This window comes from Bacteriovorax sp. Seq25_V (assembly GCF_000447795.1).
Taxonomy (GTDB): Bacteria; Bdellovibrionota; Bacteriovoracia; order Bacteriovoracales; family Bacteriovoracaceae; genus Halobacteriovorax_A.
This window is the reverse complement of sequence record NZ_AUNI01000019.1, coordinates 18,851-40,500: the sequence shown is the minus strand read 5'-3', so window position 1 is coordinate 40,500 and position 21,650 is coordinate 18,851. Positions and strand designations below refer to the sequence as shown.

General features: G+C 37.3%; 21 protein-coding genes. 11 read left to right on the top strand and 10 right to left on the bottom strand.

Features of this window, described 5'->3' with window-relative positions; all coding sequences use genetic code 11:
* Positions 1–10 precede the first annotated feature (10 nt).
* The 9 genes from rbfA to M900_RS11585 all read right to left on the bottom strand — a co-directional run bounded on the left by rbfA (position 11) and on the right by M900_RS11585 (position 8,941).
* Positions 11–367, bottom strand: a complete 357-nt coding sequence (gene rbfA / locus M900_RS11625) for a 30S ribosome-binding factor RbfA (RefSeq protein WP_021275083.1) — start codon at positions 365–367, stop codon at positions 11–13.
* A gap of 12 nt (positions 368–379) precedes the next feature.
* Positions 380–3,163: a translation initiation factor IF-2 gene (gene infB, locus M900_RS11620; RefSeq protein WP_021275181.1), complete on the bottom strand. Its 2,784-nt coding sequence runs from the start codon at positions 3,161–3,163 to the stop codon at positions 380–382.
* Between the two features lie 39 nt (positions 3,164–3,202).
* Positions 3,203–4,615: a transcription termination factor NusA gene (gene nusA, locus M900_RS11615; RefSeq protein WP_021275261.1), complete on the bottom strand. Its 1,413-nt coding sequence runs from the start codon at positions 4,613–4,615 to the stop codon at positions 3,203–3,205.
* 18 nt (positions 4,616–4,633) lie between these two features.
* A complete protein-coding gene (gene rimP / locus M900_RS11610) occupies positions 4,634–5,146 on the bottom strand; it encodes a ribosome maturation factor RimP (RefSeq protein WP_021275148.1) in 513 nt (170 codons plus the stop codon).
* A gap of 182 nt (positions 5,147–5,328) precedes the next feature.
* The gene (locus tag M900_RS17260) at positions 5,329–5,790 is read right to left on the bottom strand and encodes an N-acetyltransferase (RefSeq protein WP_021275158.1); all 462 of its coding nucleotides are present in this window, start codon (positions 5,788–5,790) and stop codon (positions 5,329–5,331) included.
* Positions 5,790–6,290 (bottom strand): hypothetical protein, encoded by a 501-nt coding sequence (locus tag M900_RS11600; protein WP_021275153.1) that lies wholly within the window; start codon positions 6,288–6,290, stop codon positions 5,790–5,792. Before M900_RS11600 ends, M900_RS17260 begins: the two co-directional genes overlap by 1 nt.
* Positions 6,291–6,302: 12 nt before the next feature.
* Positions 6,303–7,577, bottom strand: a complete 1,275-nt coding sequence (locus M900_RS17255) for a winged helix-turn-helix domain-containing protein (protein ID WP_021275273.1) — start codon at positions 7,575–7,577, stop codon at positions 6,303–6,305.
* A gap of 183 nt (positions 7,578–7,760) precedes the next feature.
* Positions 7,761–8,510, bottom strand: a complete 750-nt coding sequence (locus M900_RS11590) for a hypothetical protein (protein ID WP_034732555.1) — start codon at positions 8,508–8,510, stop codon at positions 7,761–7,763.
* Entirely contained in the window at positions 8,492–8,941 is a 450-nt protein-coding gene (locus M900_RS11585; protein WP_021275112.1) for a hypothetical protein, read from the bottom strand. The genes M900_RS11590 and M900_RS11585 overlap by 19 nt, the downstream gene beginning before the upstream one ends.
* Positions 8,942–9,092: 151 nt before the next feature.
* Here M900_RS11585 and thrS point away from each other — a divergent pair, with 151 nt between their 5' ends.
* The 11 genes from thrS (at position 9,093) to M900_RS11530 (ending at position 20,963) form a co-directional block, all read left to right on the top strand.
* On the top strand, positions 9,093–10,838 hold the full coding sequence (gene thrS, locus M900_RS11580; RefSeq protein ID WP_021275208.1) for a threonine--tRNA ligase: 1,746 nt from the start codon (positions 9,093–9,095) through the stop codon (positions 10,836–10,838).
* Between the two features lie 65 nt (positions 10,839–10,903).
* Positions 10,904–11,893, top strand: coding sequence for a D-alanine--D-alanine ligase (locus M900_RS11575; protein ID WP_021275262.1), 990 nt, complete (start codon positions 10,904–10,906; stop codon positions 11,891–11,893).
* Positions 11,894–11,902: 9 nt separating this feature from the next.
* A complete protein-coding gene (locus M900_RS11570) occupies positions 11,903–14,857 on the top strand; it encodes an aminotransferase class III-fold pyridoxal phosphate-dependent enzyme (RefSeq protein ID WP_021275161.1) in 2,955 nt (984 codons plus the stop codon).
* Positions 14,858–14,863: 6 nt separating this feature from the next.
* Positions 14,864–15,925: an acyl-CoA--6-aminopenicillanic acid acyltransferase gene (locus M900_RS11565; protein WP_021275054.1), complete on the top strand. Its 1,062-nt coding sequence runs from the start codon at positions 14,864–14,866 to the stop codon at positions 15,923–15,925.
* A complete protein-coding gene (locus M900_RS11560; protein WP_021275186.1) occupies positions 15,922–17,100 on the top strand; it encodes an aspartate aminotransferase family protein in 1,179 nt (392 codons plus the stop codon). The genes M900_RS11565 and M900_RS11560 overlap by 4 nt, the downstream gene beginning before the upstream one ends.
* A gap of 4 nt (positions 17,101–17,104) precedes the next feature.
* Positions 17,105–17,800 (top strand): CoA transferase subunit A, encoded by a 696-nt coding sequence (locus M900_RS11555; protein WP_034732554.1) that lies wholly within the window; start codon positions 17,105–17,107, stop codon positions 17,798–17,800.
* A 9-nt stretch (positions 17,801–17,809) separates the two neighbouring features.
* The gene (locus M900_RS11550; protein ID WP_021275144.1) at positions 17,810–18,433 is read left to right on the top strand and encodes a 3-oxoacid CoA-transferase subunit B; all 624 of its coding nucleotides are present in this window, start codon (positions 17,810–17,812) and stop codon (positions 18,431–18,433) included.
* A 177-nt stretch (positions 18,434–18,610) separates the two neighbouring features.
* Positions 18,611–18,937: a hypothetical protein gene (locus M900_RS11545; protein WP_021275182.1), complete on the top strand. Its 327-nt coding sequence runs from the start codon at positions 18,611–18,613 to the stop codon at positions 18,935–18,937.
* Between the two features lies 1 nt (position 18,938).
* A complete protein-coding gene (locus M900_RS11540) occupies positions 18,939–20,126 on the top strand; it encodes a hypothetical protein (protein WP_021275092.1) in 1,188 nt (395 codons plus the stop codon).
* Entirely contained in the window at positions 20,117–20,362 is a 246-nt protein-coding gene (locus M900_RS11535; protein ID WP_021275180.1) for a hypothetical protein, read from the top strand. The genes M900_RS11540 and M900_RS11535 overlap by 10 nt, the downstream gene beginning before the upstream one ends.
* A 10-nt stretch (positions 20,363–20,372) precedes the next feature.
* Entirely contained in the window at positions 20,373–20,963 is a 591-nt protein-coding gene (locus M900_RS11530) for an exonuclease domain-containing protein (protein WP_021275081.1), read from the top strand.
* Here the strand turns inward: M900_RS11530 and M900_RS17250 are convergent.
* On the bottom strand, positions 20,960–21,622 hold the full coding sequence (locus tag M900_RS17250) for a M23 family metallopeptidase (RefSeq protein WP_021275097.1): 663 nt from the start codon (positions 21,620–21,622) through the stop codon (positions 20,960–20,962). The genes M900_RS11530 and M900_RS17250 overlap by 4 nt on opposite strands.
* Between the last annotated feature and the right edge of the window lie 28 nt (positions 21,623–21,650).

The following is a 21,650-nucleotide window of genomic DNA, read 5'->3' as shown; positions in this document are numbered from 1 at the left end:
TTTTTTTTCATTAGAAAGACTTACCCTTTTTCTTCTCTTCTCTTAAAAGAGAATCAATTGAGGCCTCATCTTCAAAAGATGAATCATACTTAATTACAAGAGCAGGAGTGTGTCTTACCTTTACGGTCTTTGCTAAGTGAGAACGCATCTTCCCAGCTGTCGCATCCATCGCTTCTTTAATTGAACCACGACGTGAAGGATCAAAAGTATCCCAGTAAATAGTTGCCACAGAATAATCTGGAGCAACCTCAACTCTTGTAATAGAAACAAAACTTAACGCTGAATTGTTAAGCCCAGTTCTTAGAAGCAGATTAAGTTCATCCCTAATCTGATTCTCATATTGTTCTTTTTTACTAAACTTTGCCAAAATCAAACCTTCTTATAAAATAGTACCTTGAGTTTCAACATCACTTAGCGTTCTCTTCTTTTCGATCAAGCGGTAAGCTTCAAATAAGTCACCAACTTTGATGTCCGTGTATTGCTCAAGAGCGATACCACACTCGTAACCATTCTTAACTTCTTTAACATCATCTTTAAATCTCTTAAGAGATGACATTTTTCCGTCAAATACGATTTTCCCGTCACGAAGTAATCTAACATTACATCCTGACTGAATCGAACCGTCGATAACATAAGAACCAGCAATAGTTCCAATTTTTGGAACAGAGAAAGTATCTCTAACTTCTGCTCTACCAATGAATTCTTCAACAGTCTCAGGAACAAGAAGTCCTTCAATCGCTAACTTAACATCATTGATTAGTTCATAGATGATTGAATATGTTTTTACATCAATACCTTTAACTTCTGCCATCTTTCTAGCTGAAGTAGAAGGTCTCATGTTGAACCCTAATAAGAATCCACCAGATGTCTCTGCCATAGCAACGTCAGAATCACTGATTGGACCAACACCACCAGCGATAACACGTACGTTAACTTCTGGGTTTGATAGACCTTCAACAGCGTTCTTGATTGCTTCAAAAGAACCTTGAACATCTGAACGAATAATAAGAGCAAGCTCTTTTTGTTCTGGACCTTCATCCTTAGCAGCAGCAAAGAAATCCTCAAGTGAAACTTTTGGAGCTGTTGCACCAACAGAATCAAGTTTCTTTCTTTCATCAATTCTATTCTCAGCAATTTTCTTCGCTTCTCTTTCATTTTTAACTACGTTTAGTGTATCTCCAGGAGATGGTGCCTCTGTTAATCCTAGAACCTGAACAGGAATAGAAGGTCCAGCACTATCTAGAAGTGTCCCTCTATAGTTCGTTAAGCTTCTTGCACGTCCGTAAGTTTCACCGACAACAATCGCATCACCTTTCTTAAGAGTTCCACTTTGAACCAGAATTGTTGCAACTGGTCCACGTCCTTGCTCAATCTTAGATTCGATAACAATACCTTCAGCGCTTCCATTTGGATCTTCTCTAAGGTCCATAATTTCAGCTTGAAGAGCAATAGCTTCGAGAAGATCATCAACACCGTCACCCTTTAGTGCCGACACTGGACAGAATTGAGTGTCCCCACCCCATTCTTCTGGAGTAATATTAAACTCAGTAAGCTCTTGCTTAACTCTATCTGGGTTAGCACCTTCCTTATCCATCTTGTTAACTGCGACGATAAGTGGTTTCCCAGCATTTTGGATAAACTTAATTGATTCACGCGTTTGAGGCATAACACCATCATCAGCAGCAACGATTAGAACAACAATATCTGTAACATCAGCTCCACGTTGTCTCATGGCCGCGAAAGCCGCGTGACCAGGAGTATCTAGGAATGTAAGGCTTGAACCTTTAACATCTACTGAATAAGCTCCAATATGTTGAGTGATACCTCCGGCTTCACCAGAAGCAACTTTCTCATTTCTAATATAATCAAGAAGAGTTGTCTTACCATGGTCAACGTGACCCATGATTGTAATAATTGGAGACCTTAGAGGAAGATGACTTCTGTCTTCCTTCTTATCTTTCCCAATAATTTTGTCTTCATCAAAAGCAACGTTTTCAACTCTGTAATCATAAAGAGCTGCAATATCAGTTGCTAACTTCATACCGACATAATCACCTGCTTTAATTAGCAGGTTAAGGTCAAGACACTGATCAATCATGTCTTTTAGTTTTACAGATAGTTTTTTAGCAAGTTCTTCTACAAGAGCTCCACCATGTAATTTTACCACTCTCTTAGAATCCTTCACTTCAGTTATTGCTGTAGTTTTTGCTGGTCCTGAATAAGATTTCTTTCTCTTAATCATTGTATACATTGGACGTCCACCACTTAGGACACCATATGACTTAAGTTCAGAAGTAGCTCTCTCTTCATTCAGAGTCTGAGAACGATTAACGATGGCCTTCTTACCAGACATCATTGAAGCTAGACCAGAAAGACGCTTCTTACTAGTAGCTCCATCCTTTCCTCTCGCAACTTCATCATCATCAACAATATCCTCATCTGCGACTGGTTTTGTTATGATTTTCTTGCGTGGTCTATCATCTTCATCTTCATCGCGAGCTTCAACTTTAGGCTTAACTGGAGCTTGCTTAACAATTCGTAGTCCAAATTGTTTTGTATTTAAAAGTTGTTCTGGACTCTGTCCTGAATTAGCTTTCTTTTCTTCTTTCACTTCGTCTTCTGAATCATCAGCTGCTGCAACGATTTCTTCTGTTTCAGTATCAGCGTCAGTCGAACCTGTATCAACATCAGAATCAGTATCTATATCAACATCTACTTCAGCCGATGCTTCTACTTCTACCGCCTCCTCTTCAGAAACTTCTTCATCAGACTTAGCTGGAGCTTTCTTTCTAACAACGGCCTTTTTTCTTCTAACAATTTTAGTTTTAGAAGCATCTTCTGAATCCGGATCAACAGTTGTCGAAACAATCGTCTCCGTTATGGCAACATCACCAGAGTCTGGGTCAACAGAGTCAGCAACTTTCTTGATTACTTTTTTCTTTGTAACCTTCTTCTTTGCTACTTTCTTCTTTGTGACTTTAGACTTCTTGCTATCAGATTCTTCTGGGGCTCCAGAACAAAGCGCAATAGCTTTCTTCACTTCTTCGTCATCTAAGACAGTCATGTGGTTTCTTACATTGAAACCGTGACTTTTTAGCTCTTCGACAAGATCAAGTGCACCCTTTCCTATCTCATTTGCCAGTTCAAAAATCTTTTTAGGCATTATAACTCCACTTTATTTGTTACTTTCTTACTCTTTTACTTATTTAATTTTAAAAGCTGCTAGCTCTTCACGTAGTCTTCTTTCAGCTTCACTGAACTTGCTCTTCGCATCTTCATCAGTTTCTTCTTCACTTGAATCAAGAAGTCCTCTATATGCTGGAACAGCAGAAGCAGAAACTAATTCTTCTTCAGCATCGTCACCATATGAGATTGTACCAGCGTCGATCATTTTTAATGTCTCATCAATAATCGCCTGAGCTGCTGACTCTTCAATTTCTAGAACACTTGCAAGCTCATCAGCACTTGCAGAAACAAGATCACCAATTGCCATTACACCGTGTTGAACAAGAACCTGTGCCATTGTCTCTGTAACAGAAGATATTTGAACAAGGACTTGAGCCGCTTTAGAAATTCTATCTTGAAGCTTTGCTTTAGAAATAATGTTAATTTTAAATCCTGTAAGCATTGCTGCAAGTCTTACGTTTTGTCCACGACGACCGATCGCTAGAGATAGTTGATCTTCTTCAACAACCACGTCCATTGAGTTTTCATCATAGTTAGTTTGAATACTGTCAATTTCTGCAGGAGCAAGAGCAGCTGTTGCAAAAGTTTGGAAATCTTCAGACCACTTCACGATATCAATTTTTTCACCTTGAAGTTCGTTAACAACGTTTTGAACACGTGAACCTTTCATACCAACACATGCACCAACTGGATCGATATCTTTATCAACTGATCTCACTGCAATTTTAGCTCTTTGTCCTGGCTCTCTTGCTGCAGACTTAATTTCAATTGTTCCATCCTGAATTTCAGGTACTTCAACTTCAAATAGTTTAACAAGGAACATTGGAGAAGTTCTAGAAAGTCTAATTTCTGGCCCTCTGTTCGTCATTACTACTTCAGTTAAATATGCTTGGATTCTATCACCTGGTTTGAAAGCTTCGTTTGGAATAATTTCTCTTCTAGAAAGAACTGCATCAGCTTTTCCAAGGTCAACGATAATATTTCCTCTTTCGTATCTTCTAGCAATACCAGTAACAAGGTCACCTTGTCTGTGCTTAAATTCAGAGAATAGAATTTCTCTTTCAGCGTCTCTTACTTTTTGGAAAATAATCTGACGTGCTGTTTGTACATCAACTCTTGTAAAGTTAGGGTTCTCAATTTTAATACCTAATTGATCGCCAACTTCAACTTCTTCATCGAGTTCTTTTGCATCAGAAAGGCTGATTTCAACAATAGAATCTCTAACATCGTTAACAACGTTCTTATATTGAAAGATCTCTACATCATCATCAGCTTCATTATAACGAGTTTCATACTCACCTTGGATTCCAAACTTCTTTCTTGCTGTTACAAGAAAAGCCTGTTCAATCGCCTTAATGATAATATCTCTATTGATCCCACGATCTTTACCAAGTGTTTCAATTACTCTTCCAAGCTCTGAAAAATTCATCTTTACCTTCCCATTAACTTATGGACGACGCTCAACTTCAGGTTCGAGGTTCGCCTTTTTTATTTCTATATAATTTATCTTTAAATCAACATCTTCATTATAATTAATCAAAACACCGTCTTCATCACAGTCTAGAAGCATCCCCGTAAGTTTTTTACTCTTACCGTCTTTCTTACTAAACTCTCCAGGATAAAGCTCATCCAGAGACTTTCTAAGAGCTAAAGTAACAGGTGTTCCTTTTGCCCATTGATAGTGTTGTAGAGTTTTTAAATGGCGATAAAGTCCTGGCGAAGAAACTTCGAGGATAATCTCATCAGGAATCCACGCATTCTCTTCCATGAATGGAGAAAGGGCCTTATCAACTTTTACACAGTCATCAATCACTGCAGTCATCGTCTTCTCATCCATTATAAAGACACGAAGAGTTTTACTACCTGGTATGTATTGAAGGTCGTATAAAATATAGCCTAGCTCTTTAGTAACTTCTAATAGCTTTTCATGAAATTTTTTTTCTAATTCTGTATTATTCAATTTCTGGTCTCAAGTAAAAAAAAAGGGAAGAGCCTAAGTCTTCCCGAAAAAGCAAAATGCTAAATCGTCAATTTCGAACAACATAAAATGCTGTTGTATGTAAATTATCGAAAATTAAACAAAGTTGTCAACTTATATCACGATAATAACACAAAAAACATATTTGACACAGTGTGCAACTACTATGATGTCAGGCTTAACTCATAGACAAAGGCATCGGAGCCATCACTATAAAATTTCTTGCGTCGCCCCAGTTGCTTAAAGCCAAGTTTCTCGTAGAAGCTAATCGCTCTGAAATTAGAAACATCAACTTCTAAAGATAAGGCATTTACCTTTAAATCGTCGAGTTGAGATAGAGCACTCGTCATGAGGGCCTGTCCGTGCCCATGACCCTCAGCATTCTTAGCAACACATATTTTATGGAGATATGAGATATCGTCATTATTTTCGATTAAACAGAATCCAGATAATGTATCTTCAACATTTATAAGGACAATAAACGATTCAGTTCTTGTTCTAAAAAAGTCCAACCAATTTTGTTTTGTCCAGGGCCAGTTAAAATAAAGTTTATCGAAATCAAAAATTTCTTCTATTAACTGGGGCTCTAAGATAATTTCAGCAGCGGTCTTTATTTCTATATTCATTAGTAATACGGACGGTGATCTATTGGATCGACAAAAGTCTGTCTAAATAGAGTCAGATTATTTTCAAGGTTATCTGGACCATTAGAAGTAACAATTCTCTGCTTAATATAATCATTAGTACTAACTAATTCATATAGTACCGAGATCTCCTCATTACCTTTAATACGACATTCCTTCGCAATCTCTCTCATATTTAGCTTTTCTCTTTGGGCCGTCGCAGATTTAATAACTTTAAAAAGAAGGATCATTTTATTTACAGTCGCTTTTTGCTCAATTGTTGAAATTGGCTGCTCTACAACCAGCTGCTTATCACCATCTTTGATGCTGCTTAACTCTGAGACAAGACCTACACGGTTAGAGCAACGAGCTTTAGAAAGAACATCGAGATAGAGATTACCTTTGCGAGCAAAGATAATAGTTTCTCCAATAGAAAAAAGGGCCCTATCTTGCAGGGCCCAAATATTCATCGATATAAAAAATAGAATTAGGGCTTTTTTCATAAGCCCATTGTATTACACTGGCGAACTAATATCAACGTTTGCGATCGCTCTACCTGGAGAAAGACGAGTCTCCATTTGGAATCTAATCTTCACGTTTGGATTAAAAGTATAACCGTCTTTTCCGCGAATAATATACTTTCTCTTTGATTCAGTAACATTCTTTGGCTCGATAAGTTTTCTTAAGCGTGAAACACTCGTATAGATTAACTTGTCGTGAATAAGTGGATTATACTCATCCTTCCAAATCATCTTCGCAAGAACTTCCTTATCGAAGTACTCTCCCGTGTTCTTTGCTAACAAGAAAAGAATTTCGAGAAGAACAAAACGGTGCTTGAAATCGATAACTCCAAGAGTTTTCTCTTTTACTTTTCTGTTAGTTCTATCAAGATAAATATCAACACTTGAATCGTTTACTTCCTGAATTTCTGCTTTTACAAGATTTGAAAGTCTCTTAAATCTATTTAGGTCAATCGCCTCTGATGCCATATTGTAATAAACAACAGAACGGTCAAAATCACCTGCAAGCTTATAAACTTGCCCTTTCCCTAATAGAACGTATCCATAGAGATTCCAGCATTTTTTATTTTGAAGTGTTTCGTTAGCAATTTTGAAGTGTTCAAGTGATTTTTGGTGATCACCAAGAGTCAGGTAAACTTTCCCATAACTCATGTGCATTGATCCACCAAGATATTCCTTGTTGATAATTTTTAAAAGATTATCAAGTTGATTTAAGTAATCAAGTGCCTGATGACAATCAAGCGTATTGAGAGAATTATTTGCGAGGGCCAATAAACACTTTGCAAGTAAGTCAGGATCATTTTCTTCACGAGATGTTTTATGTGCCATATTAAGATCAAGAGATGCTCCATCAAAATCACCTTTATAACTCTTAACAAGACCAGCATAATAGAAGTACTCACCGTTTAAACTTCCTAAGTTTGCTGCAAGGTCTTCAACAATACTTTCTGACATTGAGATATACTTAGATGCTTTTTCATTTTCTAATTTTTCAGCAGCAATTCTAATTAGGAAACCAAGAATCTTTAATACTGAGAAATTATCTTTCGGTAACTCTGCACACTCTAGTGACTTTATAAAGTTAACCTCGGCCATATCAAGATCGGCCTTATCATAATAAACCTTTCCCAGTTGATAATAGGCCTTACCAACTTCTAATTTTGTTAAACGATCAACTGATGGAATAAGTCCCTCACCAGAACCAATAAAAGCAAAAGTCTGTCTATCTGCTTTGGGTCTCTGGTCAATACCTTGTTGTGTTGTCTCCATCTTTATTTCTCTCCTTAAATTTCCCAAAATCTCTCGTGCAAGAATGTCGCGGAATCTTACCACGAAGGAGACATATCATGTCACCTTGCAGTAAGTCAAAGAAAGTTAGTTAATGAACAAAAATTACATAGTTAAGATAAATAGATAATTTGACATAGGACAATGCCCTAAATTACTGAAATCTTATTGACAAAGAGGAAATTCCCTAATGCGTGAGCCGATATCCCCACCATCACTATGCTTGAGATGTTCCCAGTAGGAACCTGATTTATATCCGTATAAAATGCCTTTTGTTTTATACATCCCGGACTTCCCCTTCATTAATTCACTCATGATGTCCATCGCGCACTCAACATTGTCTTTTGCGGCAGAAACCGTCTTATCCTTACAATGTCTACCGCGCCACTGACGATTTGAATAGCGTTCATCAAGTTGAAATAGGCCGACCCCAACGCCATTTGTAGCGTTTCTATTTTTCTTAGTAGGTACACAGGTTGACTCGCGCCAGGCTATGGCCGCCATTGACCATACCCAAAATCTGATTTTGTCATCTCTATTTAGACTCTTCCAACGAGGGCATATACCACCACTGCCGGACTCCATTCCTGCAAGATTATCTCTTAAAAGGACATCTCCGTCAGGTTCGGTTAAAATATAGTTTTCGATAGTTTTTCCCCAAGCACCATATTCTCCATTATCTTCGATAAAATGGCGACAGTCAGCACCATCTTTAAAAAAACTATCAGAAAGACTAATTGCCGGAGAATGTGTCACACAGTCAGCACAAGAAGCTGCGAGACGTTTATCGATATTTAAAATATCTAAAACCATAGCGTTGATACTATTTACGTCAGTTTTAGTCGTCTTGCCCTTTGCAACTGCCGAAAACGCAGCAAGGATCAATATCGTGAATGCTACTTTACATAATTGCATGTAAACTCACTTACGACTTTTGAATTTTCGTCGGTAAACTTATTTTCGTAGATCAGCTTGTTGCCAGCACGAGTTAAAGAATGGCTAACTATTCCATTAAAGGACTTATCCTCACAATTTGTGCGCTTCACTTTCTTTCTTAAAACAAAACTCTTATCCATTTTCGTTGTTGAGGAACTATATGAAGTTGTATATGTACAAACCTCTTCAATTTCTTTAGCAGGAGGCCTTGGGCTGAAGTAGAATTGTTCGGAATTGCCAAATAGAAGCATCCCGTCTTTTTCCATCACATGACCCTCTGGACATTGGGGTTTAGAAGTTAACTGATCCTGCTTCGCCTCAAAAAAGAGATGATTTGGAGCACTTCCCTCCGCATAACAGTATTTGGCCAGTAAAAGAGTGAGGAATGTAATTAAATAGATTTTTTTCATCACTAACTTGTCGGTATGTGCACAGCAGTACTTGAGCAAATAAGTCAAAAAGCTAGAATTTCACAGAGATAGGTCATAAAAAAATTGATGAACCCTATAAGAATTTGATATCTTTATACCTCAAATATAAAAACAAAATCGGAGAGAAAAAATGGCCAAATTTGACATCGACACAATCAGACACTCGTCTGCGCACTTGATGGCCCAAGCAATCTCAAGACTGTACCCAAATGAGAACGTTCAATTTGGTGTTGGTCCAGTTATTGAGAATGGGTTTTACTATGACGTACAAATGGCGACCTCTATAACCGAAGAAAACTTAAAAGATATCGAAAATATGATGAAGAAAATCATCAAGGAAAAGCTTCCAATCGAAAGAAAAGTTTTTTCTCGTGATGAGGCCATCAAGTTTTTTGCAGATCAGGGACAAGAATTAAAAGTAGAATTAATTTCTGCAATTCCTCAAGGAGAAGAAATTTCTTGTTACGCTCAAGGTGAGTTTATCGATCTTTGTCGTGGACCACACGTTGAGAAAACTTCAGACATCCCTTTTGGATTCAAACTTACAAGTATTGCAGGTGCTTACTGGCGTGGAGATGAGAAACGTCAAATGCTTCAAAGAATTTATGCTGTGTGCTTTGAAACAAAAGAAGAACTAAAAGAACACCTAGCTCGAATTGAAGAAGCGAAGAAAAGAGACCACAGAAAACTTGGAAAAGAATTGGAGTTATTCCACTTTGAACAAGTAGCTCCAGGAGCTCCATTCTTCATGCCAAAAGGTGCCTTCGTTTACAATCAGCTCGTTGAGTACATCAGAAGACTCTACCGTATTTATGAATACGATGAAGTTATTACTCCACAAATTCTCGATACAGAACTATGGCATACAAGTGGTCACTATGAGCACTATAAAGAGAATATGTTCTTCTCAAAATTTGATGACAGAGAATATGCAGTGAAGCCGATGAACTGTCCTTGCCACATGCTCATGTTTAAGCACTACAAGTATAGCTACCGTGATCTTCCAATGAGATATGCTGACTTTGGTAGACTACACCGTTACGAAAGCTCGGGAGCACTTGCGGGACTTACGAGAGTAAGATCTTTTTGCCAAGATGATGCCCACATCTTCTTAGCTCTTGAACAAGTACAAGAAGAAGTTCAAAGAACAATGAAGATGATTTTCACTGCATACGAAATGTTTGACTTTAAAAATGTGAAAGTTAACCTTTCAACAAGACCGGAGAAAAAAGCAGGTAGTGATGAAACATGGGATATTGCAGAGAATGCACTTCGTGATGCATTAAGCGCTTCAGGACACGAATTCCACATCAAAGAAGGTGACGGTGCTTTCTACGGCCCAAAAATTGATATAGAAGTTGCCGATGCACTTGGAAGATTCCACCAGCTGGGAACTATCCAACTAGATTTCCAACTTCCTGATCGTTTTGATCTCAAATTCACAACTAAAGACGGTGGAGAAGAACGCCCAGTTGTTGTCCACAGAGCACTTCTTGGCTCACTTGAAAGGTTCTTTGGAGTTTATCTTGAGCACGTTGCAGGGATCTTCCCATTCTGGTTAGCACCAGAGCAAGCAACTATTGTTCCTGTAAATAATGAGTTCCATCTTGAATTCTCAAAAGAGCTTTCTAAGAAACTTAATGCTCTTGGCTTCAGGATTAAAGTTGATGATAGAAATGAATCAATGGGATACAAGACAAGACAAATTCAAAAAGCAAAGACACCATTTATGATGGTTATTGGCGATAAGGAAATGGAATCAAATTCTGTTTCAATTAGACGCCATGGTGAAATGAAGTCTGAGACTTGGACAATAGACCAGTTGATTACAGAATTTACAAAACTAGATAGCGTAAAATATCCGGCCCAAGTTTAATACTTGGGTCTTTTTTTATTTAAAGACATCGACCAAGGAAATGGTCGCACGAAAAAGGGAAGAATATGTCTACAGTAAAGAATATCCTCATCGTTTATGGCGGTGGAGGTTCTGAACACGAAGTCTCTAAAGTATCATCTGCTTATATCTTTGAATGTATTTCAAAAACAAAACACTTTAATCCCATCCTTGTTGAAATTACAAAGGAAGGACACTGGGAACAGGCCGGAAGAAAGTGTTCCCTTAATGGCCGTATTCTTAAAACACCTACTGAACAACCATATATTGATTATGCTATCCCATGTATTCATGGCCATCCAGGAGAGACTGGAGAAATTCAAGGCTTCTTCCAAACAATTGGTCTTCCCTATTTTGGTCCAAGTTCAGAGGGAAGTATCCACTGCTTTAACAAAGTAACAACTAAACTTTGGCTTGATATGCTTGGCATTTCAAACTCACCTTGGATGAGCCAGAATATCAATGAAGAAATAGATACAGATAAAGTAAAAGCTTTTTTTGCAAAATCTAATAACGATGTATTTATTAAAGCTTCAAACCAAGGTAGTTCTGTTGGTTGTTATCATGTCACTAAAGAAGATTTTCTAAAATCAACGATTACAGAGGCCTTTAAATTTTCTCAAAATGTAATCATTGAAAAAAGTATAAAAGCTCGCGAACTAGAAATTGCAGTTTTTGAATATCAAGGAAAGGTAATTGCGACTGAGCCAGGTGAAATCATTTGTCCAGACGGCTTCTACTCATATGAAGAAAAATACTCAAAAACTTCACATACCAAGACAGATGTGCGCGCCAAAAATGTATCCCCTGAAATTTCAAAACAAATGCAAGAAGCTGCAATCAAAGCTTTCAAGGCATTTAATTTGAAGCATCTTTCTCGCGTTGATTTCTTCTATACAGGAGACAAGTACTATCTCAACGAGATCAATACATTTCCTGGAATGACACCAATTTCAATGTTCCCGCAAATGCTAGAAGGAACAGGATTGAAGTTTGACGAATACTTAAGAGATAATATCGATAGTTGTTTAAAATAGGAACTCAACATGAAAACGATAAAGCCAATTGATGAACAGAATTTAAAAACAAGCCAAGAAGTTTTAAAAAAGTATTATGATTCAATAGCAATACCGGCCGAAAAAAAACCATATCTTGTAAGCCACAAGGAATCAACAGGTCCATATATGGCAATCAGTGGTGATACAACAGGATTTATCCAAGATGCTGCAAGCCAGATTGCGACACTAGGACTTGGTTTTAACTCTCTTCCTTTCTTTGGAGTTGCTCACCTTAAAGAAGCATGGACCAATGACATATACACAGAGAATGCACAGGATATAATCAAATCATTTAAAGGTTTTCTAAAATCAAAAATGAATAATAGAAAAACAGAAGTCATCTTTACCAACTCTGGAGCAGAATCGAATGAAGTTGCACTTGGGTTGGCCTTCAAAAGAAGAAAATCTAAAAATGCTAAGAAAGTTATCGCCTTTGAAGGTTCATTTCATGGACGTTTTCTTATTTCTCTTTTTTCAACTTGGAATAAATCAAAGAGAGAACCATTCCAAATCAAGGGCTATGAAACATCATTTATCCCATTCCCTGAAATTAAACACTCTAACTACAATTTGAAGATAGATAAAAAGTGGTTAGAACTTTGGGAAAATCCTTTCTGCGATAAATTCAATGAAAAGCTTACCCCATACTTAAGCAATGAAGAGACAAGAGATGAAGTTAGTAGTCTACTAAGCCTCAAGGCACAACTTGAGACAGAGGAGCACTTTGCTGTCATCGTTGAGCCGATGCAATGTGAGGGTGGTGACCGTTATGGAACAAATCGTTTTTTTAATGCCTTAGTTCTTCTGTGTAAGTCTTATCAGACAGAAGTGATTATGGATGAAGTTCAAACAGGTTTTTATCTTGGAAGAGATTTTTTCTGGCACCAGTCATTTAATCTTCAAGATTCAAGTGGCACACCAATCTTCCCAGAATATGTAAGTTGTGCAAAAAAGGCACAAACCGGAATCCTTCTCACAACGAATGGCGAATATATTGATAACGAAGAATTTCAATTTGCTTCTCTTGCTCGTGGTTATTATCATGCAATCGCCATTGATCAATCACGTAACCGTATTGAAGAAATTGAAAAATATTGTAAGAAAAAGCTTATTGAATTGATAAAAGAAAGAGATCAACTCAGCTCGCCTCGAGCTTGTGGACTTGCATTCGCTTTTGACCTTGCTGATGACAAAGATATCAACAAATTCATTGAAGCCCGTTTTAAAGTAGGTCTGCTCTATTACAATGCAGGCTCTCATACTCTAAGATTTCGCCTTAACACGGCCTATAAGAAAGAAGATATTGATTATCTCTTTGCTGAAATTGAAAATATCTATGCCCATATTTACCATGGTGCTGAGCTTAAAATCCCAAGTGATATTAAAACACCTCAGGCCTCGCCAGAGTTCAACTATCTTTGGCATGAAAAAATACTCAAAGAAAGAATAATACCCGGAAAGGTTGAGCAGGCCCTTGAATTTATCACAAAATTCTTTGCACAGAACTATTCTCTTGAGCTTGTAAATATAACCAAAGACAATTTCAAAACATATAAGAAACAAATCGAAGACATTCAAAAAATTGTTTACGAACCAGCGAGACAAACAGAAATTGAAAAATTTGAGAAAGTTGTTTCCCATGAACCAAATATCAGTCTTGGTCTATTAAATGATGGCAAACTTGTCGCAATTTCTTTTGCGGGCGCAATTGGGCTCTTTCCCCACGAGCGAGGTCTTCGTCAAGTTAAGTATTTCAATGACAGCAGAACACTCTACATGCTGGATACAACTACTATTCCAGACTATCAGGGCAAGATGATTGGTAGATTTTTAAAGTATGCCGTCGAGTTAATTGGCTGTTCAAAAAAGCTAAACTACATCTACGGTCGAAACAGAGATCAATTGGCCGCAAACATGCTTCAAATCAATCTCTCTCTTGGGGCCATTGCAGAGATCTATCTCAAAGAGGATTACCCTGATGATGAAGAATACAGGGATGTTTATATCTACCGCTCTCCTTTAGTTTGGGAAAAAGATAATATTAAACTTTCAAACACTGTCGCACGCCCTAATCTCTTTGGAGAAATCACAGAGGAATTTATTTCTCAAAACATAGGGGAACTTATTAATAAAATTTGTCTTTCAAATTTTGTCAGTCAGACTTTTCTTGATAACCTTCAATATCTTTCTACCCTCGTCCCACAAACACTTCGTCACATTTATACAACAAGTGGACAAGCTGAATGTGTCGATAAAATTTACAAAGCTGTCCTTTACAAGGAAGAAGATAAGACTCGCCAAAAAGTTATCTCTTTTAGAGGTCACTACTTTGGAAGCGGAAGCTTTATGGCCAGATCACTTTCAGATGAGGCAGGGGCTTACTTCCCAGTAAGCTATTTTGATCATCCAACGGCCTCAAACGAAGATAGTCTTTTAAAAGAAATAGAAAAGACAGTTAAAGCGGAAAAAATTCTCGCTATCTTTATCGAACCTTGCCCACAAAAGCTAAATAACGCAGATGTTAGTACAAAATTTCTAGTCGGCTTAAAAAAACTTTCGATGAAAAATGGTGTTAAAATTGTCTACAATATTAGTTCACAAATACTTTCGACAGATTTCTTAACAATGGAATCTCAACCAGATGCAATGATGGCTTACCTCGGAGGTCAGATGGGAGTTTGTTATATGTCGAATGAGTGCTATGTTGATGCCCCTCTAATGCTAATAAGCACTTGGGACGGCGATTCGCACTCTCTTGCCCAGTTTGTGCAAGCGAAGAAAAATTTTGAAACAATAGATGCACTCAAGGTTGAAAAAACATTTTCTGTAAAAGAAATTGCACTAGGAAAATTTTCAAAAACAAGTTCTTTCTCGTATAAGCACCAGGGTCTTTCAAATCACGATGGCCCCTATATTTTAAACGGCAACTTCAACAAGGTATAGGTTCATATGTTAGAGGATCTAGATTTACCAGAGTTAGTCTATTCAAAAGACAAATCGGCTTTCGAAAATGGATTAAGTCATGGTGAACAATATAAAGACGCAATAAGAGATTTGGCAAATATTAGGCGAGACCTGATGTTACGAAAGAATCCTGCTCTTAAAACTTCGATCTCTCCCCTTGCAAAAGAACAGCTTCTCGCCACCAAGGCCTTTTGTCCTGATTCGGCCCTTGAATTAGAAGGGATTGCAAAAGGTGCAAACCTCTCCATTGAAGATATTATTATTCTTAATAACTACACTGACTTTAGAGATATCACTCTCCCAGACGAAGGGTGTACGAGTATCTACTCTAGTCTTTCTGGCAGCTCCGTCTCTGGGCAGACATGGGATATGCACGAGAGTGCTAAGAACTTTCTTTGTGTTATCAAAGAAGAAGATAAAGTTGTTTTCTCACTTGTTGGTTGCCTAGGTCTCATGGGAGTCAATAAGCATGGCCTCTTCATTGGTGTAAATAATATTAACACCACAGATGCGAAAGTCGGAATTGTGTGGCCAGCTCTTGTGCGCCATGCGCTTCAAGTAAACTCACTCGATTCGATGAGAAGTTTAATTACACGTGCTGAAGTCACATCTGGACATAATTATCTTATCTCAGACAAATCCCAAGGTGAGCACTGGGAAATTACTCCTTCAGTGAAAGGTCTTGTCTCGAAAGCATCTCTAAATGATAAGAAAACAATCTTTCATACCAATCACTGTTTAAACAAAGATGTTATTGCTATTGAAGATAGTGCATCAATTAGTTCAACGACCCATGCTCGTTTTGAAATCTGTAATAAGTATGAAAATCAAATAAATGATGTTACATCAATGGAAGCCTTTTTAAAGTCCCATGAAAACCATCCAAAATCAATTTGTTCTCATTATAATTCAGGAGTGCAAGATCCTTCCATGACATGTGGTGGAGCAGTATTTGACTCGGCCACAATGAAGTTGAAATTATGGAAGGGCTGTGAAGAGTTTGACAGTAATTATAAAGATAGAACTTATAACCTAGGTGAATTATGAGCCTGTACTTCCAAACTTGGTCTGCCCAAGAAAACCCAAATCAACTCGAGATTACTGGAACTAGTGAAACTGACTATATTTTAAAAGATGGAAGTACCGTTTATGATCTCAGTAGTTGCAGTTACCATCTAGGCTTTGGTCTTAGAAATAAAAATCTTGAAACTGCCATCATCGACCAGGTTACAAGCTTACCAGTCGCTGGTCCAAAAACCGTCTTCCCTCTAAAGGATCAGGTCACCAAGCGATTACTCTCAAAGCTAGGGCTTGAGGGAAAATTATTTTACACAACATCTGGCGCGGAGTCTGTTGAGAATGCTCTCAAGATAGCCAGAAACTATAGTGGCAAAACAGATATATTGGCACGCAAAGTCTCCTACCATGGAGCAACGATTGGCGCATTATCGGCAACAGGAGATTGGAGAAGTGACGGGCATTTAACGTTGTCTCAAAATACACATTACATCCCTGAGCCCTACGAAAAAGATGCACTAGAAAGAACTGAAGAGATAATCAACGCCGTTGGTGCGGATAATATCAGTGCCTTCATCCTTGAGACAATTACAGGAGGAAATGGCGTTTACATCCCTACTCAGGAATGGTGGGATGGAATTCAGTGTCTTTGTAAAAAGTACGACATCCTCTTAATTCTTGATGAAGTTGTTTGTGGTTTCTCTCGAACAGGCAAAGATTTCGGATTTCAAAACTTCAAACTTTCTCCCGATATTATTTGTCTTGCAAAGGCAATTTCGGGGGGATTCTTTCCATTTGGTGCCGTTTACTTTAACAGTGAGATTAGTAAGCACTATGACAAAAATGTTTTAAGCGCCGGTCTTACTAACTATGCTCATCCAATTGGACTAAAACTATGTGACGAAGTTTTAAATCTTATTGAAGACCAGTCGTTTCAAGATAACCTCGATCAAGTTGAAAAGCTGCTTTCAGATTTCAAAGAAAACGTTCAGAGTTTTCCTAATATAAAAGAAGTTCGTCATATTGGTGCCCTCATGGCCATTGAAGTTATTGAGCAACACTTCAGCTGGAAAGTATTTAAAGAAAATGGATTGTACATTAATGTCACAGGTCAAAATATTATTATCTGCCCTATTATGACTACCGATCTTAAAAAGCTTGAAGATGCTTTAAACAAAGTAAAAAACTTATTAAATAAGGCGTAGAGATATGAAAAGTAAAATCTTTAAAAATGCACAAGATGCACTCTTTGATGTTAAGTCAGGATCATCGATTATGAGCGGTGGTTTCGGTCTTTGTGGTATTCCAGAAAACTGTATCGAGGCATTATCACAGATGTCTATCAATAACCTCTCTGTTATTTCAAATAATATTGGAAACTCTGGAAGAGGACTAGTGAAGCTTCTAAAAAAAGATATGATAAAAAAAGCTTATTGCTCTTATGTCGGTGGTAACCCAGACCTTGAGGAAAAAATCTTGGCCAATACAATTGATCTTGAACTAATTCCTCAAGGAACATTTAGTGAGAGAATCAGGGCCCATGGCATGGGAATCAGGGCCTTCTACACCCCTACTGGGTATGGGACTTTAATTGGAGAAGGCAAAGAAGTAAAAGAATTTGACCGCCCATGTATTCTTGAGACTTCCCTTGGTGCAGACTTTGCAATTATTAAGGCGCAAAAAGGTGATAGCTTTGGAAACCTCTGGTTTAAAGAAGCCGCCAGAAACTTCTCTCCTCTTATGGCCATGGCAGCAACAACAACAATTGTCGAAGTTGAGGAGCTTGTTGAGCTTGGAGATATCAGGCCAGAAGATGTTCACCTCAGTGGTATTTTCGTACAAAGAATTTTTCAAGGTTCTAATTATGAAAATGCAATTGAATTTCTAAAAGTAAACGAAGAATAAGGAAAAGATATGAGCTGGTCAAAAATTGAAATGGCAAAAGAAGCACTAAACCTCATCCCGAAAGGTTCAAGTATCAATCTTGGAATTGGTCTTCCAACACTAATAAGTGAAATCTTACCAAAAGAGCATGATTACATTATCCATTCTGAGAATGGTGTATTAGGAGTGGGCCAACGTCCAAGTAAGAATGAAGTAAGCCCTACTCTAATCAATGCTGGAAAAGAGACAATCTCAGTTATCCCAGGAGCAAGTTTCTTTGATAGTTCTACAAGCTTTGGAATGATTCGCGGTGGACACATTGACTATTGTATTCTTGGCGGAATGGAAGTAGACAGCGAAAGAAGCCTAGCCAACTGGATGATCCCGGGTAAGAAAATAACTGGAATGGGTGGAGCAATGGATCTCGTAAATGGAGCGAAGAATGTCATTGTAATGATGACTCATAAAAATAAAGACGACACAATTAAGCTTGTAAAAAAGTGTACACTACCTCTAACAGGTAAGGCCGTAGTTAATACTGTTGTTACTGATCTTGGTGTTTTTAGCTTTGAAAATGAAAAGTTTAAAGTGCTTAAATTGGTAAATGGAGTAACTTTAAATGATTTGGGAAGTAACGAACTGTTTGTAGAATAAAAAAAGGGGACCCCTGCAACTGATCCCCCATTTTTCGGCTTCCTGCCTATCTGTGACGACTTCCTGTCGCTACAAGAATAGTATAGCTAAAATTTTTAAATATTGCACAAAAATAAATTATGGGTAAACTTTTCCATAAACAATGACAAAGAAGAGATAAGCAAAGGAAAGTAGTTGATGTTTTTTAAAAAGAACAAAAAAGACCGAGTAAAACACTTTGAGGTTTTTACTTATTTTATACCTGCTCCACCTGTAAGACCGACAGGATATAGAGAAAAGGACTTTGATACAATCTGTAAGACTCTAAATAAATACGATCTCGACTACAAAATCTTGGATACAATTGGCCACACAAATGGATTTTGGATTATAATTAAGATCTTCGGAGATAAACAAAAAATTGATTACGCTTTTAATGATCCAAGGCTTAACGATTTTAAAATCGATATTGATCCAGAAAGTTTTGATCATGGAGATGAACCATTTATAATAGAAAGAGAGTAAATTGAAATTATATTTGTATCCTATTTTATTATTCCTTGTGGCATGTAGTTTTTCAAATTTTCAAGAAAATCCAGAAAGTGTTGAAGGGCAACGCATTCAGATAAGTGAATGTAAAATACCAGAAAAGCAAACTAACATTATTTCTACCAATCAGCTTCTTAATGAGCAATTTGAAGAATATTCTGTCGTCAACCAGTTAAATTTTTCGAAACAGGCACTACTATTTTCTATTCTTCAACCAATCTCCTATCCTAATGCTTCAACATTGAACGCAAAAATATTTACGATGATAAAGAGTAAAGGGAAGCTCAAATCATTTAGTATCACAGCTCTAGATTTTGCGAACACCTATAAGGAATATCTCGACCTTCTTTCCAAAGAACTCCTCATCTCAGATAGAGAAAAGCAAAACTTCTTTAATAAATTTGATAGAACTTACCCAAGACAAGTCCCAATCTCTAAAGAGTTTCAAAATTATCTGGAGGTAAACAAAAAGTTCTATAACGCAAGCTCTATGCGTGAAATCACTTTTCGTGGAAATCAACTTTTAAAATATGGGGAATCAATACGCCGTCCAAATATTTCAGATATACGACTTAGCCAGACAAAAAAGCGTCCAATCATTCTCGACACAACATTCAAAGGTCCCAAAGGACTAACTTGTAATTTTGATTATCGCTTATTTGGAGAGACACCTCTACTACAAAGAAAGAGTCAGACTATCTACTCTAACCTCTTCGCAGTTATTAAAGATAAAGACAACTATGTTATTACTTTGACAAGTTCCTCTCCTATTTTAAAAGAAAATAAAGATCTAAGCTTTCTACTCCAGTCAAGGCCAATAGATAGTTTTAATACGGCCATATGTTTTTCTAAAAATAACGAGTATCTAATTTCAAAAAGCTCTCCCCACGCGGAGCAAATTTTACTAAACACTATATCGACTATGACAGAGGGGGTAATAACACCTCAAGTACGCACTCTTCTTTTAAAGCAGAGAAGCCTGCACCTACTCTATCCTGATCGCACAGTCTATGAGATTTTTGGTACATCATCTGAAGAGGTAAATAGAGTTACAGAAGAGGATGTCTTCTTTGTCCCACGTCTTGGCTCAATAGATATTTTACAAATCGATAACTTTGCGACACTTTATGAAGACCCACGTGGTTTTGGACCGATATGCAACTAACAATAAAAGGCTTAGCAAGTGGAAAAATAATTAAAGTAATTCCAGTAAGCGAAGCAGAAGCAAGTCTTAATCTCTTGCTCTTTTTATCTGCTAGATCAATCCCTATAGCCTCAAGTTGTAGTGGAGAAAATGTTTGTAAAAAATGTAAAATAAATGGAGAGCTTATCTCATGTACTTATACCGTGGGGGAATTCATATCCAAACATGGTGAAGTTGTAACAGTCTCTTACTTATAAAGGAAAATTGATGAAGTACTTATCTTTCGACATCGAGGCCACAGGGCTTGAAGAACATGATCTAATTATTGAATTTGCAATGGTCCCATTCTGTGCCAAAGAAAAGCAAATTAACTATAATCTAAAAAAGCATTTCTATATTAAATGTCCAAGCTTTGAGTCTTTAAGGCCTAAACTCAACCAGTGGGTAATTGATCATAATAAAGAATTAATTGAAAAAGCCCATTCCAGTGGGATTGAAATAGCTGCTTTCAAGCAAGAACTTATTAATTATTTCGAATCAGATGAAGTTAAAGAATACTTTGAAGGGAAGAAAATCACACTTTTTGGAAAATCAATGAGTGCAATCGACCTCCCATTTTTAAATCGTGATCTTGGCTGGGATTTCATGAGAAAGTACTTCAATCATCGTCAACTTGATCTTTCTTGTGTTGCCTACGCTCTTGTTGACATGGATAAAATCCCTGCCGAGTGTGAATCAGGTTCAAAATTAATGAGCTTTCTGAATATGGGTGAAGTTGCTCACACAGCGCTTGAAGACGCCGTTAATACAGCAAAGATGTATTTAAAATTAATGGAAATTGTGAAAGGACAATCCTAAAGTTTAAAAAACTTTTCTGGATCAAAAGCTTTTGAATCTCTTCTAATTTCAAAATGAAGATGATTTCCAGTTGACCTTCCTGTACTTCCAACGGCTGCGATAACCTGCCCGCGATGAACCTTATCACCCTTGGAAGTATAGTTTTTAGACGCATGTGCATATACGGTAAAGAATCCATCTTTATGTGAAACAACTGTAATATTTCCGTAACCGCCAAGTTCTTTACCCGAATAAACCACTACCCCGCTATCTGCAGCTAGAATATAAGCTCCCTTTCTGGCAGCAATATCTATCCCTTCGTGATTTCTTCCCCAACGATGCCCAAAGGTCGATGAGATAGTTCCACTGGAAGGAACAGGCCAAAGAAAACGAGAAGACGCTCTCATTTTTGAATAATCAACACTAGCAATAGAACGTGAACGAGAATTATTTGTGATAATTCCACCACGCATTGGAATAAATAAAGATTCACCGGCCTTAAATTTCTTACCTTGATTAAACTCTTTAATTTTCCAAGAAGGCACGTGAAATAGTTCAGATAACTTATCAGCAGTTGTACTTTCTTTAAGTGTTATGTACTTTCCACTATTCATTGTGCCACAACCAAAAAGGCTCAAGATAAGTATAGGAATAAGAACTAAGTTGTTTAAATATTTCATCGCTCACCCATTCAAATGAATGAAGTGA